13 protein-coding genes are annotated in these 18,466 nt (G+C 60.2%); 12 read left to right on the top strand and 1 reads right to left on the bottom strand.

The window, feature by feature from the left end; all coding sequences use genetic code 11:
• Positions 1–119: 119 nt before the first annotated feature.
• On the bottom strand, positions 120–443 hold the full coding sequence (locus BMYO_RS11735) for a hypothetical protein (protein WP_169834013.1): 324 nt from the start codon (positions 441–443) through the stop codon (positions 120–122).
• Between BMYO_RS11735 and BMYO_RS02155 the strand changes: the two genes are divergently transcribed.
• The 12 genes from BMYO_RS02155 (at position 331) to BMYO_RS02100 (ending at position 18,444) form a co-directional block, all read left to right on the top strand.
• Positions 331–1,614 carry an extracellular solute-binding protein gene (locus BMYO_RS02155; protein WP_094666941.1) on the top strand — a complete coding sequence of 428 codons (1,284 nt, stop codon included), beginning with the start codon at positions 331–333 and terminating at the stop codon, positions 1,612–1,614. The two genes, BMYO_RS11735 and BMYO_RS02155, sit on opposite strands and share 113 nt — an antisense overlap.
• A gap of 94 nt (positions 1,615–1,708) precedes the next feature.
• Entirely contained in the window at positions 1,709–2,761 is a 1,053-nt protein-coding gene (locus BMYO_RS02150) for a carbohydrate ABC transporter permease (RefSeq protein WP_094666940.1), read from the top strand.
• A gap of 20 nt (positions 2,762–2,781) precedes the next feature.
• The gene (locus tag BMYO_RS02145; RefSeq protein WP_420807280.1) at positions 2,782–3,657 is read left to right on the top strand and encodes a carbohydrate ABC transporter permease; all 876 of its coding nucleotides are present in this window, start codon (positions 2,782–2,784) and stop codon (positions 3,655–3,657) included.
• A 156-nt stretch (positions 3,658–3,813) separates the two neighbouring features.
• Positions 3,814–5,433, top strand: coding sequence for a glycoside hydrolase family 43 protein (locus tag BMYO_RS02140; protein ID WP_094666938.1), 1,620 nt, complete (start codon positions 3,814–3,816; stop codon positions 5,431–5,433).
• Between the two features lie 383 nt (positions 5,434–5,816).
• Positions 5,817–7,553, top strand: coding sequence for a sialate O-acetylesterase (locus BMYO_RS02135; RefSeq protein WP_233428033.1), 1,737 nt, complete (start codon positions 5,817–5,819; stop codon positions 7,551–7,553).
• Complete coding sequence (locus tag BMYO_RS02130; RefSeq protein ID WP_094666936.1) at positions 7,553–8,716, top strand: family 8 glycosyl hydrolase; 1,164 nt, start codon at positions 7,553–7,555, stop codon at positions 8,714–8,716. The genes BMYO_RS02135 and BMYO_RS02130 overlap by 1 nt, the downstream gene beginning before the upstream one ends.
• Before the next feature lie 12 nt (positions 8,717–8,728).
• Positions 8,729–10,249, top strand: coding sequence for a carboxylesterase/lipase family protein (locus BMYO_RS02125; protein ID WP_094666935.1), 1,521 nt, complete (start codon positions 8,729–8,731; stop codon positions 10,247–10,249).
• 90 nt (positions 10,250–10,339) lie between these two features.
• A complete protein-coding gene (locus tag BMYO_RS02120) occupies positions 10,340–11,944 on the top strand; it encodes a glycoside hydrolase family 43 protein (RefSeq protein ID WP_094667061.1) in 1,605 nt (534 codons plus the stop codon).
• Positions 11,945–12,074: 130 nt separating this feature from the next.
• Entirely contained in the window at positions 12,075–13,886 is a 1,812-nt protein-coding gene (locus tag BMYO_RS02115; RefSeq protein ID WP_094667060.1) for a glycoside hydrolase family 43 protein, read from the top strand.
• 29 nt (positions 13,887–13,915) lie between these two features.
• Positions 13,916–14,566, top strand: a complete 651-nt coding sequence (locus BMYO_RS02110; RefSeq protein ID WP_094666934.1) for a sugar O-acetyltransferase — start codon at positions 13,916–13,918, stop codon at positions 14,564–14,566.
• A gap of 162 nt (positions 14,567–14,728) precedes the next feature.
• Positions 14,729–16,708, top strand: coding sequence for a right-handed parallel beta-helix repeat-containing protein (locus tag BMYO_RS02105; protein WP_094666933.1), 1,980 nt, complete (start codon positions 14,729–14,731; stop codon positions 16,706–16,708).
• A gap of 1,544 nt (positions 16,709–18,252) precedes the next feature.
• Entirely contained in the window at positions 18,253–18,444 is a 192-nt protein-coding gene (locus tag BMYO_RS02100) for a hypothetical protein (protein WP_094666932.1), read from the top strand.
• Positions 18,445–18,466 lie beyond the last annotated feature (22 nt).

Here is an 18,466-nt window from a genome sequence, read left to right as displayed (position 1 = left end):
TATTCGAAACTTTCGGTATGTCAATTTGCGTTCTATGGAAGAGCTTGGTGGTAATAAACGTTGAAAAAGCAGCCTTTTAGGCGATGAAACACTTTCGCTAACCAAGTTTGACCGTTGAACTAAAAAAGATTTATGATAAGGCCATCGAAAATACGAAGCGAGTTTTCGATAAAGTTGAAAAAGCGGACGAGGTCCGATTTGACGTGGAGGTCAGCGGGTTCTGAGTCTTTGTCGCAACAACAAAAGGCGCTGTTGCGATGAATAGCTTTCGAGACTTTCGTTAATCGCTGATTGGCGGTGATGCCAATCAAAATGAACAAGGAGACGATAATGAAGTTCAAGTCCGTAGCTGCAGCTGCTCTGGCCATGGCAACTTGTGTGGGTATGGCCGCTTGCGGCAGCAGTAGCAATACCAATGCCGATGGTAAGGTCGAGATCACCATGTGGCACAATTCCACCACTGGCGATGGCAAGGCGTACTGGGAGGCTGCTGCGGCGGCCTTCGAGAAGGAAAATCCCAACGTCGAGATCAAAATCGAGGCCATTCAGAACGAAGACATGGATGGCAAGCTCCAGACCGCCTTGCAAGATCCGAACTCCGCTCCTGATATCTTCATGGCCCGTGGCGGCCAGAAGCTGCGCGATGTGGTCGAGGCTGGTCAGGCCATGGACCTGACCGACAAGGTCTCCGATACGGTCAAGACCCAGATGGCCACCGCCGAGGCAACCGGCACTATCGACGGCAAGATCTACAGTGTGCAGCAGTCCGTGCTCCCCGGCGGCATCTGGTACTCCAAGGACCTCTTCAATCAGGCCGGCATCACCGAGACCCCGAAGACCTGGGACGAGTTCAAGACCGTGGTGCAGAAGCTCAAGGACGCCGGCATCACCCCGATCGCTGTCGGTGGCAAGGACGCTTGGCCGGCCGCCCACTGGTGGTACTGGTTCGCCCTGCGCGAGTGCTCTGCCGACACCTTCGAGAAGGCACAGGCGGACAAGGACTTCAGCGATTCCTGCTGGACCCGTACCGGTGACGATGTGCAGAGCCTGCTTGACCTTGATGCCTTCAACGACGGCTTCCTGACCACCCCGGCCCAGCAGGGCGCAAGCTCCTCCGCCGGTCTGCTTGCCAACCACATGGCGGCCATGGAACTCATGGGCGGCTGGGAGCCTGGCGTGATTAAGGATCTCACTCCGGATAAGACGGAGATGGCGGATCTCGGCTACTTCGCCTTCCCGACCATGGATACCGGCGAGGGCGACCCGACCGCCATCATGGGCGGCTCCGACGGTATGGCCGTGGGCGCTTGGGCTCCGGAAGAGGCCGTGGACTTCCTCAACTTCGTCTCCGAGAAGGAATGGCAGGAGAAGTACGCCACCGCATTCTCCACCATCCCGGCCAACAAGGAAGCCCAGGATGCCGTGACCAATGACGCACTCAAGCAGGTGCTGTCCGTTTACAACGACGCCTCCTCCGTCTCCATGTGGCTTGACACCGTGTTCGGTCAGAACATCGGTAACGCGCTCAACGAGGGCGTGGTCAACATGATGGCTGGCAAGGGTTCCGCTGCCGACATCGTCAAGAGCGTCGAAAGCGCCGCGGCCAAGGGCTGAGGAATCAACCTGATGCATTGTTCATGGGCCGTGGTGATTGCTTGCAAGCGCTATCACGGCCCGTTCCCTCTCAAGGTATAAGGAAGGTCTTCCAATGTCAGCATCAGCGGGCGCAAGGGTTAAGCGCCGTCAGTCGGTACTGAGCGACAAGGCTCGCAAACGCATCGAAATCGCCATTCTCTCGCTCCCGGCTTTGATCATGTTTCTCGGATTCGTCATCCTGCCGGTGTTTATGGCCGGATACTACGGATTCTTCAAGTGGAAGGGGTACGGCAAACCCACCGTCAACGGCCAGTTCATCGGCTTCGAAAACTACAAGATCATCCTGACCGACCCCAATTTCCAAGAAGCACTGGGCCACACGCTGTTCGTGGTGGTCGCGTCCCTGATCATTCAGGGTCCGCTCGCCATCCTCTTCGCACTGCTGCTCAATCAGAAGTTCAAGGGCCGCGCCCTGATTCGTACCCTCATCTTCGTACCGTACGTGGTCTCCGAAGTCATCGTGGGTACCGGTTGGAGCCTGATCCTCCAGACCACCGGTGCGCTGAACGCTCTGCTTAAGAAGATTGGACTCGCCGGAGCGGACTGGATTTCCGATCCGAAGATTGCCATTTGGACATTGATGTTCATCATTTCGTGGAAGTACATTGGTTTCGCTGTTATCCTCATGATTGCAGGCATGCAGTCGATTCCCGAGGATCTGTACGAGGCGGCCCGCGTGGACGGCGCCGGCTTCTGGCGCCAGCAGTGGAGCATCACCCTGCCGCTGCTCGGACCCACCATCCGCATCTGGGCGTTCATGTCCATCATCGGTTCCCTTCAGCTTTTCGATCTGGTCTACATCATTTGGGGCCAGTACGTCTCGTCCACTGCAGGCACCTCCACGATGGCTACCTACATGGTCCGTGAAGGCCGACTTGCCAACAACTATGGCTATGGCTCCGCAGTGGCTGTGGTGATCTTCGTCATCTCCCTGATCATCGCCCTAACCTACCAGCGGTTCGTCCTGAACCGTGATCTGGAAGGCGCGCTCACCGATGAGAAGGACGCCAAGCGCCGCGCCAAGAGGGCGGCGAAGGAAGCAGCCAAGCTCGCCAAGGCCAACGGTGGTTCCTCGGCGGTCGCGAATGAGGTGATTTCACAATGACAACCGCAATTTCCCAGCCCATGCACAAGTCCGGCGGCCGGAAGAACTATGATCCTTACGCGCTGAGAAAGTCCTCCAAGACACCGTGGGGAAATCCCGTGGTTTACTTCTTCTCGCTGCTGTTGGTTGCTCTATGCGTTGGTCCGGTGTTGTACATCATCATCGGCGGTTTTCGCACCAACTCGCAGATTACCCGTGATCCGGCAGGCTGGCCCAATCCGTGGAACTTCGAGAACTACAAGACCGTGTTCACCTCGAACATCTTCTGGTCGGAATTGGTCAACTCGCTCATCGTCTCCATCGGCACGATGGTTGGCGTGGTGGTGCTGGCCCTCATGGTGAGTTTCGTGATTGCCCGCTATGAGTTCAAGTTCAACAAGCTCCTGTACTCGCTGTTCGCCGCGGGCATGATGTTCCCGATTACCGTGGCCATCACCCCGCTGTACCTGCTGCTACGCAACCTGCACCTTATCAACTCGCATCTGGGCATCATACTGCCGCAGATAGCGTTTGGCCTACCGCAGGCGATTATCATCCTGGTGCCGTTCCTCAAGTCCATTCCGAAGGAACTGGAGGAAGCCGCCGAGCTGGACGGGTGTTCCCGCATCGGTTTCTTCGGCCGGATGGTGCTTCCGCTGAGCTGGCCAGGTGTGGCTACCGTCGGCATCCTGACGTTCGTCAGCAGCTGGAACGCCTACATGCTGCCGTTGTTCCTGCTCAACGATTCAAGCAAGTACACCCTGCCGCTCGGCGTCCAGATGTTCAGCTCGCAGCACTCCGTCGACACGGCCCAGGTGCTGGCCTTTACCTCACTCTCGATGATTCCGGCCCTCATCTGCTTCACGATTTTCCAGAAGAAGATTGTGGGTGGCCTGACAGGCGCAGTCAAGGGCTGAGCAAACAACATGCGCCGGACGACCGCCGCCCGGCGCATTCCGCAGACGTGCCGTGAGGAAGGAAATTATTCGGCTGTTCCGAACCGATTCCTTTCATTCCTCCTCCCTCCCTGATCCTTCCCGCGGCACCCAATTCTTTTCAACGAGGAGAAGAACATGAAAATCTCCAATCCCGTACTGCCGGGCTTCAACGCGGATCCCTCGATGATCCGTGTCGGCGACACCTACTACATCGCCACCTCCACCTTCGACTGGTGGCCGGGCGTGCGGCTGCACGAATCCAAGGACATGGTTCATTGGAATCTGCTGCCCGGCCCGCTCAACCGCGTCTCCCAGTTGGATATGAGGGGCAATCCTTCCGGTGGCGGCATCTGGGCCCCGGACCTGTCCTACGCGGACGGCAAGTTCTGGCTCATCTACACGGATGTGAAAATTGTCAACGGCGCGTTCAAGGACTGCACAAACTACTTGGTCACTGCTGAGGACATCCACGGTCCGTGGAGCGAGCCGGTCCGCGTTAACGGCGTGGGCTTCGACGCCAGCCTCTTCCATGACGATGACGGTCGCAAGTATCTGGTTCAACAAACGTGGGACTTCCGCGAATACCGTCACCCCTTCAACGGCATCACCCTGACCGAATTCGACACGGAAACCATGCACCTGAAGCCGGAAACTGCCCGAATCATCTGGCATGGCACGGATGTGAAGTTGGTGGAAGGCCCGCATCTGTACAAGATCAACGGCTGGTACTATCTGTTCTGCGCCGAAGGTGGCACCCAGTACGAGCATCAGGAATCCGTGGCGCGCTCGCGCACGCTGGATGCGCTGTCCTTCGAGGTAAGCCCGCACGACCCGTTCATCTCCAACTTCGATACCCCGGACACCTACCTGCAGAAGCAGGGTCACGGCGCGCTTGTGAACACGCCCGGCGGCGAATGGTATTACGCCTCCCTGTGCGGTCGCCCGTGGCGTCATGAGACCGAACCGGCCCACGGCGTGCGCGGCTGGTGCACGCTCGGACGCGAGACCTCCATCCAGAAGGTCGAATGGGATGAGGATGGCTGGCCCTACGTGGTCGGTGGTCACGGCGGTCAGCGTTATGTGGAGGCGCCCAAGGATGCCATTGAAACCGAGGCTCCGGTGGATCACAGCCAGCATGACGAATTCGAATCCGACGAGCTCGATATCAACTGGAACACCCTGCGCGTACCCTTCACCGAGGCGATGGGCCGCGTAAGTGGTGGCTCGCTGACGCTGCGTGGGCAAGGCTCCCTGTCCAACCTCTTTGAACTGTCGCTGATCGGCCGGCGCTGGCAAGCGTTCGACTTCGACGCCGAAACCAAGGTGACGTTCAGCCCGGACAACTACATGCAGATGGCCGGTCTGACGAACTTCTACAACCACCTGTGCTGGTCGTGGGCGTTCGTCACTTGGGACGAGAAGCGCGGCAAGCGCGTAATTGAAGTCGCCCAGAACGATTTCGACACCTACACCTCGTTCCTTAAGGACAAGGCCATCGAAGTGCCGGATGACGTGGAGGGCGTGTGGTTGCGAACCAAGGTGCGTACCAGCACCTACACGTATGAATACTCGTTCGACGGTGAGATCTGGCATGAGATTCAGGTCACTCTGGACGCCGCCGTGCTCTCCGACGACCATGTGGCCCGGCGTTATGGTGGCTTCTTCACCGGCGCGTTCGTGGGCCTCGCGGCCGTGGACCTTGCCGGCTACGGCAAGGAAGCGGTGTTCGGATATTTCGATTATCAGGAACGCTGATACGGCGTTGATGATATTGCGTTGACGCGATATGGTCAGTCCATCCGGTCGGCTCCACCCGCATAGGTGACAGCCGACCGGTTAATGCGTTAGAGGAGGGATTCATGCTGAGATTGCCGAAACTGCTGGATGATGGATGCGTGCTGCAGGCGTCCATGCCAATCACTATCTGGGGATGGGCGGAACCGAGCGCCGATGTGTCGGTCAGCGTGCAGAACCGCGCGGGCTCCACAACGGCCGGCGATGACGGTTCATGGTCCGTGACGCTGGATTCCCTCGAGCCGGGCGGACCTTTTACACTGTCCGTGGAAGGTTCAGACGGTTCCCGCATTACGCGTGAGGTGTACGCCGGCGAAGTGTATCTGTGTTCCGGACAGTCCAACATGGAGCTGCCGATGGCGTGGGTCCGCCCGGAATACGCTTCGGAATTCTCCCGCCCCGCCGACCCGCTGCTGCGCCAGTACAAAGTCATTCCCGAATACGATTTCGCAGGCTCCCATGACGACCATACAGATGCGCGTTGGACCGCCTGCGATGCGCAAGGTACTGCGGAATTCTCGCAAATCGGATACTTCTTCGGTCGTATGATGCGCGAACACCTCGGCGTGCCGGTAGGCCTGCTCAATGTGTCGCTTGGCGGCTCGCCCATCGAATCATGGATGGATAAAGCGTCGTTGCGACGATTCCCGGACATGCTGAGCATTCTGCGCCAATACGCGGGCGAAGGCGTGGGCGTCAAGCGCAGTGAGGACAGCATCGCCGCGCGTGACGAATGGTACCGGGCCTTGGGCTACGATGCCGCTCCCGACACCGGAAGCTATCTGCCGCTGGGACAGTGGCCTTGGCGTCACGATGACGAAGCTCCCGCTGACGATCTGCAATGGCATGACATCACGTTACCCAACTGGTTCGCCGATCAGGGCCTCGCCGGGTTCCGTGGCGAACTGGAACTGCGTAAAATCGTCTACCTGCCCGCACATATGGAAGAGAGGCCCGCGTTCCTGCGTCTGGGCACAATGGCCGATGCCGAACATACATGGCTGAACGGCTATCTGCTTGGCGGACGAACCAACCAGTATGAGCCGCGCGATTACGAGATACCCGCCGGTGTGCTGCATGGGGGTGCCAATGAGTTGCGTCTGCGTCTGGTATGCGAACATGACACCGGTCGTGTGACTCCCGGCAAGGCCATGACACTGAGCGTTGGCGACGATGTGATTGATGTGAGCGGTATCTGGCGGTATGCCATCGTCACTGTGGCTCAGACGGACTGCCCATGGGAGGATTTTGTCCGTTGGAAGCCCACCGCGCTGTACAACACCATGCTTGCACCGTGCTTCCCGTACCGTGTTCGCGCGGCGCTGTGGTATCAGGGCGAATCGAATACCGGGGACAGCGCTCCCGAATATCGCGATCTGCTGGAATCTATGATCGGGTTGTGGCGGCGGCAATGGCATCAGGAACGACTGCCGTTCCTAATCGTACAGCTACCGAACTTTGCCATCGACTGTGTGGAGGACGGCGGCTGGCCTGTGGTGCGCGAAGCACAGTGGCAGGTCGCGCAAACCGTTGCGGATGTGGCAACGGTAGTTGCCATTGATGCAGGCGATTGGAACGATCTGCATCCCACACATAAGAAAATCATCGCGAATCGGCTGTTCCAGGCGGCACGTCAGCTGGTGTACGGCGAATCAAACGATTATCGTCAGCCATGCCTGGCGCAGGTGCATATCGAAGGCAGTGCCGTCGAACTCACCTTTGAGGACCGGATGACGGTCCGTGCCACCGGGGCCGGCTGGCCGCAATCCGCTCCCAGTGCGCTCGCCACCTTGGATGGAAAGGCACCCGGAGAGTTCACTTTCGTCTGGAACGATGGCGGCTGCGTGCCGGCACGAGCCACCATCGACAGCAATCGTGTCACTGTGCCGATGCCGGCACGCACTCCGGACGAACTACGCTACGCATGGCGCAACAATCCCGACAATGGACTGCTGTGCAATGCTCAGGGTGTGCCGGTCACGCCGTTGCGGGTTTCGCTACGTGCGCTGATGCAGCCTCCGGCGTCGAGCGCGGATGGTAACGACGAGGCCGGAACAACAGGGCAAGGAGTAGAACGGTAATGGAAAAGAACGAGACGGGACGATCGCTGTTCGCACAGTGCGGCTATGCGCAGGCCGACATCGACGCGCGCGTGGCACAGGTCTGGCATGAGATCTTCGAGGGGCCGAACAAGTTCTATTGGGAAAGCGAAGACGGTCTCGGTTACGTGATGGATACCGGAAACGACGACGTGCGCACCGAAGGCATGAGCTACGCGATGATGCTCGCTGTGCAATACGATCGGCAGGACGTGTTTGACCGGCTGTGGGGCTGGGTGATGAAGTACATGTATATGGTCGAAGGCCATCATGCCCACTACTTCTCTTGGTCGGTCAAGCCTGACGGTTCCGAGCGGGCGGACGGTCCGGCACCGGATGGCGAGGAGTACTTCGCCATGGACCTCTTCCTCGCACACCGCCGGTGGGGCAGCCGGGAAGGCGTCTATGATTATGCGGCCCGGGCACGAGAACTGCTGCATTACTGCGTACATAAGGGACGGGAAGAGGCCGGTGAACCGATGTGGAACGCCGACAATCATCTCATCAAATTCATACCCGAGACCGAGTGGAGCGACCCCTCCTATCATCTGCCGCATTTCTACGAGGTGTTTGCGCAGTACGCCGACGATGCTGACCGGCCGTTCTGGAATGAAGCCGCTGCGGCGAGTCGTACCTATCTGGCCCTTGCCTGCGACGAGCATACCGGCATGAACGGCGAATACGCGCTGTATGACGGAACGCCGTACACCGAGGAACGATTCGGCCGCCATGATTGGTTCTTCTCTGACGCCTATCGGACCGCCGGTAACATCGGTCTGGATGCGCTGTGGAATGACGCGGAGCCGGTATTGTGCGACCGCGTGGCGGCACTGCAACGTTTCTTCCTGACTCACGACCGCACCAGCGTCTATGAGGTGGATGGCACTGCGGTGGATGAACGTGTACTGCACCCGGTCGGCTTCCTCGCCGCCACTGCGCAGGGGTCGCTGGCAGCAATGCACGCCGCCTTGCCCGATGCCGAGCGCAACGCCCGCGTATGGGTGCATATGCTGTGGAATACGCCTATGCGCGTCGGTTGCCGCCGGTACTACGACAACTTCCTCTACGCCTTCGCCATACTGGCTTTGAGCGGCAACTACCGGCGTGAATTCGAACGGTTGCGGACAGCACAACGAAACCAATGAAGGAGAATGGCAATGGTGCTCAGACAGGTGCGTACGGCATATGGTGTCATTGAGGGATTGGCCTCGGAAGATCCGGAAATCACCGTTTTCCGCGGCGTACCGTTTGCGGCCCCTCCAGTGGGGGAGCTGCGCTGGCGCGCTCCGCAGCCGCTCCAGTCATGGAAAGGCATTCTGCATGCGCATGATTTCGGTCCCAGTGCCATGCAGCCGCGTTGGAATCCCGAGGAATTCTATGGCAGGGAATGGCAGGTGGACCCCGATTCGCCACGCAGCGAGGACTGCCTGTACGTGAATATCTGGACACCGGCATTGACAGGCAGTGGTGAGGCCAGACTGCGCCGTGGCATTGGCCATGGTTGCGGCAAGCAGCCGGAAGACGCTTCGTGCATGCCGGCAGACTCACGACATGGGTTGTTGCCGGTTATGGTGTGGATTCATGGCGGCGCGTACCAGTGCGGCACGCCCGCTGAAAAGGAATTCGACGGCAGTGCGCTTGCGCGTCTGGGCGTGGTGGTGGTCAGCGTCGCCTATCGGATGAATGCGTTCGGATTCTTCACCCATCCCGATTTGCAGCGTGAGGCCGAGCTACGAGCCGCCGGAAGCGTGCCGGAGGAACCGTACGCCAACTTCGGACTACTGGATCAGAGGGCAGCCATTCTGTGGGTGCAAGGCAATATTGCCGCATTTGGTGGCGACCCGGCTTCAATCACCGTGTTCGGCCAATCGGCGGGCGCGGCCAGTGTGCTTTCGCAGATTTGCTCGCCGCTCAATCAAGGACTGTTCCATCGTGCAATCATGCAGTCCGGTGCCGGAATCGGTCTGTTCAACATGCGGCTTCGTTCGCTGGAGGAAGCACAGCACAACGCCATCCGATTCCTCGATTTCCTTGGCGTGCCGTCGGTGCGGGAGGCGCGTCGCATCTCCGCCGACGCGTTGCTGGACGCCGCCGAACACTTCCCGGCTCCTGAAGACGCTGGACTTGCTGCTCAAGCCTGGCCCATGCCGGCCAACTGGATGCCCTGCGTCGATGGGCGTATGCTGCCGGGTCAATATGGCGACATCCTGCGCCGTGGTGCACAACAGCCGATGGACATCATCATCGGCAATACCACAGGGGAATTCCTCGAAACCCAAGCGGACGGCACCGTCATGCCCGCCGGCGAGCAGGGCAACATGGATCTGATTCGAGCGTGGATTTCAGGTGGCGCGAACCCGCCCTACTATTACCGTTTCGATGTGGATATGCCTGGTGATAGCGCGGGGGCCTTCCACTCCTCGGAACTCTGGTTCACCTTTAATTCGCTGGCACGCTGCTGGCGCCCATTCTCCGGTTGGCACTATGAGCTTGCGGACATGATGAGCCGCTACTGGGCGAACTTCGCCATCACCGGCAACCCGAACGGGGTACGCAACGACGGCACGCCATTGCCCCAATGGAGTCGTTGCGGCAGTGATGGAATCCAGTTCGCGGCCATGCGTTTTGGCGTCGTCACCGGCATGGAATCTGATGGCACAATCGCGACGGGCTCATGACATGACAGGGGGCGACGGATAGGACCCGAGTCAATCAATCCTGAACCAATCCTGAAGCGATCTTGAGAACGGAACATATCAATGACGACCATGGCCACCGCGCACAATCCGATTATCAACAGCGATTTTCCCGACCCGGACATCATTCGTGTGGGCGATACGTACTACATGGCCACCACCACGATGTTCCTGATGCCGGGCTGCGATATCCTGCGATCATACGATTTGCTGCACTGGGAATTCCTGACGCATGCTTACGCGAAGCTCGATGACACTGCGGCGCAGCGGTTGGAACAGGAAGGGCGCAACGCCTACGGATGCGGTATGTGGGCTCCATCGCTGCGCTACCATAACGGGCTGTTCTCCGTGGTGTTCGCTGCCAACGACACGCAGCGGACCTATGTGTTGGAAGCGAGCGACCCCGCCGGCCCTTGGACGAAACGCGTCATCGACGGCCTGTACTACGACAACAGCGTGCTCTACGACGATGACGGTCGGGTGTACATCGTGCATGGCAACACCCGTCTTCATCTGACGGAAATGGAGCCCGACCTGAGCGGCCCGAAGTCGGGAGGCATCGACCGCATCATCGCCGAGGACGATCCCAACGCAGATCTGGGATATGAGGGTAGCCATATCTACAAGCATGACGGCCGGTACTACGTGTGGACCTGCCACTTCCGTTCCGGACACCGCAAAACCGAAGTTTGCCTGCTGTCCGATTCGTTGGAGGGTGAATTCAAGGCGCGGGAGGTGCTTGACGACGATTTAGACTTCCATGACCTCGGCGATGCGCAGGGAGGCATGGTCGATACTCCTGACGGACGATGGTACGCCTTCATGATGCACGACCGCGGCGCCTTGGGCAGGGCACCCACCGTCATGCCTATGCGATTCGGAGAGGACGGGTTCCCCGTTTTGGGCATTGACGGTCGCGTGCCGATGCAGGTGAGCGTGCCGACCAATCATGCCGACTACGAGTACGCTCCGCTCAATGGCAGTGACGATTTCCGGTATACGGCGGGCGAGGAAACCGACGTGGAGGTGACCGATCTCAAGCCTTTCTGGCAGTTCAATCACCTAGCGCATCCTGCATTCTGGTCGGTGAGCGAGCAGGAGAGCAGTTTTACTTTGCACGGCGGCAGTGTCGCGATGAACATCAGCCATGCGTGGAACACGTTGACCCAACGCACGGTCGGGCCACGGTGTATGGCCGAGGTCACCATTGATGCGGCATCGTTGCGTGACGGCGATTATGCCGGTCTGGCCGCGCTCCAAGGATACTATCGCTATATTGCTATAACGCGGTCTGGAGAGTGCTTCTCGGTGTGTGTGCAACTGAAGCCCCGCATCAACGATTCGATATGGGGAGATGGCGATTATGACGCTCCGGCGGTCGAAACCATTCGTACCGAGGTGAGCGGTCCCGTCGTACGGTTGCGTGCCATCTACGATTTCACCGACAAGAAGGACATGGTCGCCTTCGAATATCTGGATTTGGGCGATGTCTCACCCGGGTGGAGAAGGCTCGGAGGAATCTACCCGCTGTATTACACCTTGGACTATTTCATCGGCTGCCGTATTGGTTTGTTCCTGATGCCGACCGTCGAGGTCGGGGGTGTCGCGCATTTTCGTGATTTCCGGTTCGCGGGGCCGAGGGATACGCCTGAAGTGGACGGACGAATCGGCGGATGATGCGGCTTGGTATTGCGGACCAGTGCCGCGGCGAAACATGGTTGTTCAACGAAAGAAAGGGAAGTAATCAATGGTGACTATCAATAGTGGCGTCACGGATGTTGTGAAGGAAAGCGTGCAGGTTTCCGGCATGGAGGGGGCGCTAGGTACGCCGGACGCACAGGGGGTGCGGATCGTCAGCAACCCCGTCATGCGGGGCATGTATCCGGACCCCTCGTGGATATGGGATGATTCGCGCGAGGAGATCGTGCTGGTCAACTCCTCATTCGAGCTGGTGCCGGGACTGCCCATCCATGTGACCCGTGATCTGGCAACGTGGACCCATGCGGGTGATGCCGTAGACGGGGCGATGGCACGCCGGCTGCTCATCGACGGTGTGGAGGATTCCGGCGGACTGTACGCGCCGACCATCCGCCGCATCGGCGGACGATACGTCATCGTCTGCACGGTGGCGCGCGTCAACGAGGGCCAGGCTCTCGCCGCCGGGTGCGCGATGGAAGACATCGAGGCCTGCCGCGCGGCACAAGGCAACTTCGTGATCGTCGCGGACACGTTGGAAGGCCCATGGCAAGGCCCGTACTGGGTGGCTGGCGCCGAGGGCATCGACCCGGACATCTTCGAGGACTCGGACGGCACTGTCTGGTGGACGCAGACCCGACCGGCCTTGAACCCGCAGTGGGAAGGCCAGACCGAAATCTGGACCCAGCCCATCGATCCTGCGTCCGGCTGGTCGCTGCAGGGGCGGAAAACAGTGATCTGGCGCGGGTACGGCGTAGGCGCGGTATGGGCGGAAGGTCCGCACCTCTATCGCATCGGTGACTGGGTGTACCTGATGACCGCGGAAGGCGGCACCAGCTTCGAGCACAGCGAGATGATGATGCGTACCTATGCGCCGAACGGGTTCGCCGCAGCGCTCGCCGATTTCGAGCAGGGGCTGGCCTCGCGCGAGGTGCTCATCGAACCCGCCCGAGACGGCGAAGGATGTGTGATCGGCCCGTTCGACCGTCTGTTCGAAGGATTCAAGAAGAACCCGATACTCACCCACCGTCATCTGGGCAACGGGGAGCTCATCCAGTGCGTCGGGCATGCCGACCTGCTGTGTCATCCTGAAGCCGGGTGGTTGCTCACTTGCCTTGGCGTGCGCGAAGTGCCGGGGAACGAAGCCGGCGAGTTGTTCAGCTATCTCGGACGTGAAACGTTCGTGGCGCCGGTGAGGTGGGAACGTAATCCCGTCTCATGGAAGCTGGAGGGCAGCGGCCCGACCAAGCAGGACGACACCACCGATCCCGGCTGGCCTGTGGTGGCACCTGGGCTCGGGCGGCTGCCACATGCTCTTGCGGTCGAAACCGATGGGCATGGCGGATTGCGTTCGGTGCGGGCAGTGGAAATCGCCGCTGCGGCCACTGCTGCCGAAATCGTTCACCCTGAACCCATTTGGGTGGGCGACAATCGTTTGGTCGAGGTGCGCGGGCGGGATGGCTATCGGTTTGTTCGCGTAGATGCGTTGGACTACGCCGTACTGGCCGGTCCGGGTCGCACGCTGATGCTGCATCAGGATTCCACGCACGACGTCACCATGGGAATCGATGCGATAGGTGGGCTGATGGTTAGGGTCGTTGACCGTGGCAAGACACATGTCCTCGACTGCGGGACTCTGGCGCCGGGTGAATGGTTCGGTCTGCGGCTGTATGGCAATCGGCTGACCTTCCTCGCATGTCTGCCGCCGGTCGATGGACTGGAATCGGGCCATGAACGTGCGTCGAGTGCTGTAGAAGGTGAGGCGCACGATTGTGCGGAGCTCGCGTTGTTGACGCATATCGACACCTCGGCGGCGCGGATTTTGGGGGAGTGCGACGCGCGGTTCCTGAGCACGGAATGGGCCGGCGGGTTCGTGGGTTGCGTGGCCGGCAGCCGTACAATACCGTCCAACGAATATTGTTAGACCGTCAAACCAAAGCGAGGAGGCAATTCATGGTAGATACTACGGTCGCGACCCGCAATCTCGACCAACTCAAGCGCGACTATCCGGACGTGGCGAAACTGTTCGCGGACGACTGGCTGCAGTACCGCAAGTCGGCGATTCTGCCGGAGCTCACGCGCGAGGCGCAGTCCACCTGTGATCGCATCAATCGCATCTATTTCGAGGATACGGCCGAGGCTGAGCGACTGTTCCGCGAGCTCGTGCCCGAAGCCGGCGCTGGCGTGGACTTCCGCCCGCCGATTCGCCTTGATTACGGTTTGGGGCTGAAAATCGGCGACCGCACATTCATCAACATGGACTTCCTCGTCGTGGGCGGCGGGCCGATTTCCATCGGATCGGACTGCCTGATCGGCCCCCGTGTGAGTATCTACACACCGAACCACGCCATCGCGCGCAAGCCCAGACTTGAGGGCTGGCAGCACAACGAGGATGTGACCATCGGCAACAACGTGTGGCTCGGCGGCAACGTGGTGATCTGCCCTGGCGTCACCATCGGCGACAACACCATCATCGGCGCGGGTGCCGTGGTCACGCATGATATCCCCGCCGACTCCATCGCCGTGGGCAATCCTTGCCATGTGATTGGCCGCGTTCCCGATGACTGGACGCCCGAACAGCGTGCCGCCGTAGAGGGCGCATAGGCCGCAGCTCCCCCCTGAGACCTTCACTTTCCGCTCCCGCCGTGAGCGGCCAGCGAAGTCGTCTGAGGTGGGCGTCCCGGCGGCGGGCACATCGGCGGCGGCCTTGTCTGAACCGGGCACAGGCCGTCATGGATTTCAACAACAGAGCAAAGGAGCAATGCAATGACGCAGTATCATGTTTCGGCTTCGGCCGGTTCCCTGGCGGGCGGCGGCACTGAGGCCGACCCGTTCCTGACCATCGGCCAGGCGGCCGCGATCGCGCGTGCCGGCGACGAGATAATCGTGCACGAGGGCACCTACAGGGAGTCCGTGGACCCGAGGTTCGGCGGCGAAAGTGAGACGAACCGCATCGTCTACCGGGCCGCCGAGGGCGAGCCGCGTCCGGTGATCACCGGTGCCGAACGCGTCACGAGCTGGATGCCGGAGGGCGATGGCGTGTGGAAGGTCGTCCTCCCGAGCGGTTTCTTCGGCGGATACAACCCGTACGTTGAGACGGTGTTCGGCGATTGGACCGTCTACCCGGACCCCAAGGTCGAGGTCCGTCATCTGGGCGACGTGTACCTCAACGGCAAGTCGTTCTACGAGGTGTCTTCGCTGGACAAGGTGCGCGCGCCCGAGCGCTGGGACACCGGGCGCGACGCCGCAACGAACACCATCGTGCCGTTGCTGGACCCGGATGCCACACTTAATGTGTGGTACTGCGAAACGGATGCCGAACACACCACGATCTGGGCGAACTTCCATGACGCGGACCCAAACGTCGAGATGACGGAGATCAACGTACGCGAGACGTGCTTCTATCCGAGTCGTCCGTACGTCAATTACATCACCGTACGTGGTTTCGAGCTGTGCCGGGCGGCCTGCCCGTACACGCCGCCGACCGCCGATCAGGTGGGGCTGATCGGGCCGCACTGGTCGCGCGGCTGGGTCATTGAGGATAACGTGATTCATGACGCCAAATGCTCGGCGGTTTCGCTGGGCAAGGAGATCTCGACCGGCGACAACGAATCCACGCGTACCCATCGCAAGTCCGGCTACCAGTACCAGAAGGAGGCCGTGTACAAGGCGTTGCATGTGGGTTGGCGCAAGGGCGTGGTTGGCGGGCATGTAGTGCGTGGCAACACGATCTACGATTGCGGACAGAACGGCGTGGTCGGGCACATGGGTTGCGCGTTCAGCCTCATCGAGCACAACCACATCTACCGCATCGGCACCAAGCGGGAGTTCTTCGGCTGGGAGGTCGCCGCCATCAAAATGCACGCCGCAGTGGATACGATCGTGCGCCGCAACCGTGTGCACGACTCCGTGTTGGGCATGTGGCTCGACTGGCAGGCGCAGGGCACGATCGTGGACTCGAACGTGTTCTACCGCAACACACGCGACGTGATGACCGAGGTGACCCACGGACCCATCACGTTCATGAACAACGTATTCGCATCCCCGTTCAGCTTCGACGACTACGCGCAGGGCGCCGCGTTCGTCAACAACCTGTTCGCCGGACGCATCCGACATACGCAGGTGCTCGACCGGTCAACGCCCTACCACTTCCCACATTCCACGGATGTGGCCGGTGAGGCATTCGTCTACGGCGGCGACGACCGGTACGTCAACAACCTGTTCATGACGGCCGACGGTGCCGGTGAAGCCGAACGCATGTCCGATGCCGCTGGTGGAGAGGGTGTGGTCGATACGGGCACTGCCTGTTTCGAGGATTATCCGCATTCGCTTGACGAATACGAGCGGCGCATCGAGCAGGCGGGTCTGGGCGATGAGGAGCTGTATCGCAGCGTGCCCCAACCCATGATGCTGGAAGCCAACACGTATGTCGGTGGAGCGCGGGCGGCCTCTTGGGAGACGGATGCCGTGATCGATGCCGGTGAGGGGTCGATGGCGCTGCGCGAGACTCCGGAGGCGGTATGGCTTGCGGTTGTGCTGCCGGATGCGGCGCGCGCTGCGGTCGGTCGGGTCGTCGGGACGGCTGATCTTGGCCAGCCGCGCATCGTGGAGGAGTACTTCGAGAACCCGGATGGTTCGCCGATCGCCGTGAACCGGGATATCACCGGTGCGCTGCGCGGGGAGCGATCCGCGCGAGGTCCGCTGGCTTCCTATAGCGACGGAGAAGTGCTGATTTGGGAGCGGTGATGTTGGGTTGATGTCGGCTGATGTAGGTTGATGTTGGCTGATAGCCGAGTGACGGTGATGCCGGACTGATACTGCCTGACGGCCGAGCGGCGATCGATTGGTTGCTGCTCGGCCGTTGCATGGCCGCTGTTTCGCTGCGGACGGGTTGCGCGTTGCTTGGTCGCTGCTCGATTGTTGCGCGGCGGACTTCTGGTTTCTGTTTGGTTGATGCCTGCTTGATTGCCTGAGCGATTACTTGATTGCGCATCGATAGCGCAGAGGGCGCTGTTGCGTTCTTCAGTGGGGGCGCCCTCCTTGTGAATGTGTGTTGTGACTGCGCCTTGCGAATATGCCTTGCGACTGTGTGTTGCGAATGCGCCTTGCGAATGTGCGGGCTGCTCCTCGTGACTGTGTGCTTGATGAAATGACTGTGATGAACCCGTTGACGTAGGTGATGGCGTCGCAAACAAGCCAATCACTGGCTTGCTGACGACGCTGACGGGGAAAATCGCGTTGACATGAGGCCATGGCGTGGCCTGTCGGCGACGCTGAGCTCGTCAGCGGTGTTGCTGGGCCACGTCTTGGCTCGTCGGCGATGCTGAGACGGTCGAAAATGGTGTTGCGTGGCCATGCTTTGGCCTGTTGACGACGCTGAGGGGCTCAGTGTCGTTGCTGGGCCAATCCGTGGCTTGTTGCTGACGTGGAATTGGGCGTCAGCGGTGTTGCGATACCAAGCTCTGGCTTATCAGCGACGCGGGGATAGTTGGGATGGCCATGCTGTAGAGCGTGGGACTGGATTAGGCATCGCCGGGCCGGTCTTGTAACCCGTTGCTGACCGGGGATTGGCCGTCGGCGGCGTTGTGTGACCTTGCGGGCGCTGTTGGGATGGCCGAAAATGGTGTTGTGCGGCCATGCTTTGGCCTGTCGGTGACGCTAAGGGGCTCAGTGTCGTTGCTGGGCCAATCCGTGGCTTGTTGCTGACGCCGAATTGGGCGTCAGCGGTGTTGCGGTACCAAGCTCTGGCTTATCAGCGACGCGGGGATAGTTGGGATGGCCATGCTGTAGAGCGTGGGACTGGATTAGGCATCGCCGGGCCGGTCTTGTAACCCGTTGCTGACCGGGGATTGGCCGTCGGCGGCGTTGTGTGACCTTGCGGGCGCTGTTGGGATGGCCGAAAATGGTGTTGCGTGGCCATGCTTTGGCCTGTTGACGACGCTGGGGTGGTTGGTGTGGCGATGCTGAGTGTGTGTGAGGTATGCTTTGCCGACGCTGCTCCAAGGCCGTTTCGGAGCTGGGGCGCCCATAGGATGCATGCGGATGCACGCGAGAAATGCGTGCTTGGCGTGTGTGTAACTTGCGTTGGTAACATGAACGATATATGGTTAAACCATTAAACTAAATATCTGACAATTGGATGCGCATTATGTGGCGATCGCTGATCGCTGGGCTCCGCGCGCCGAGGTTCGAACGCTGGGCTTATGCTCCGGTGCGACAAGCCTGGGTGTCCATAAGCCGGATGTAACCTACCCGATGCGTACCTACGCAACGTCAATGGAGATACTGCCATGCGCGCACATCATATGCTGTTGTTCTCGCTTGCCATGCTGGCCGTGGTCTACGCCGTACTGTTGTTTGTCGCCCCTGTCGCGGCGCCGATCGGCGTGGCGCTTACCGCCACGGGGTTGGTCCTCGTCTCTACCCGATATGCCTGGCGACCCAAATTCCTCGCATTGTTCGAGGCAGGGGAGTCCTGCTGATTTGTGCTGCATTCTTCGTGTG

It is taken from the genome of Bifidobacterium myosotis (assembly GCF_002259745.1).
Classification (GTDB): Bacteria; Actinomycetota; Actinomycetes; order Actinomycetales; family Bifidobacteriaceae; genus Bifidobacterium; species Bifidobacterium myosotis.
Note: the sequence above shows the minus strand (reverse complement) of the source record. Positions and strands in the feature narration are given on the sequence as shown.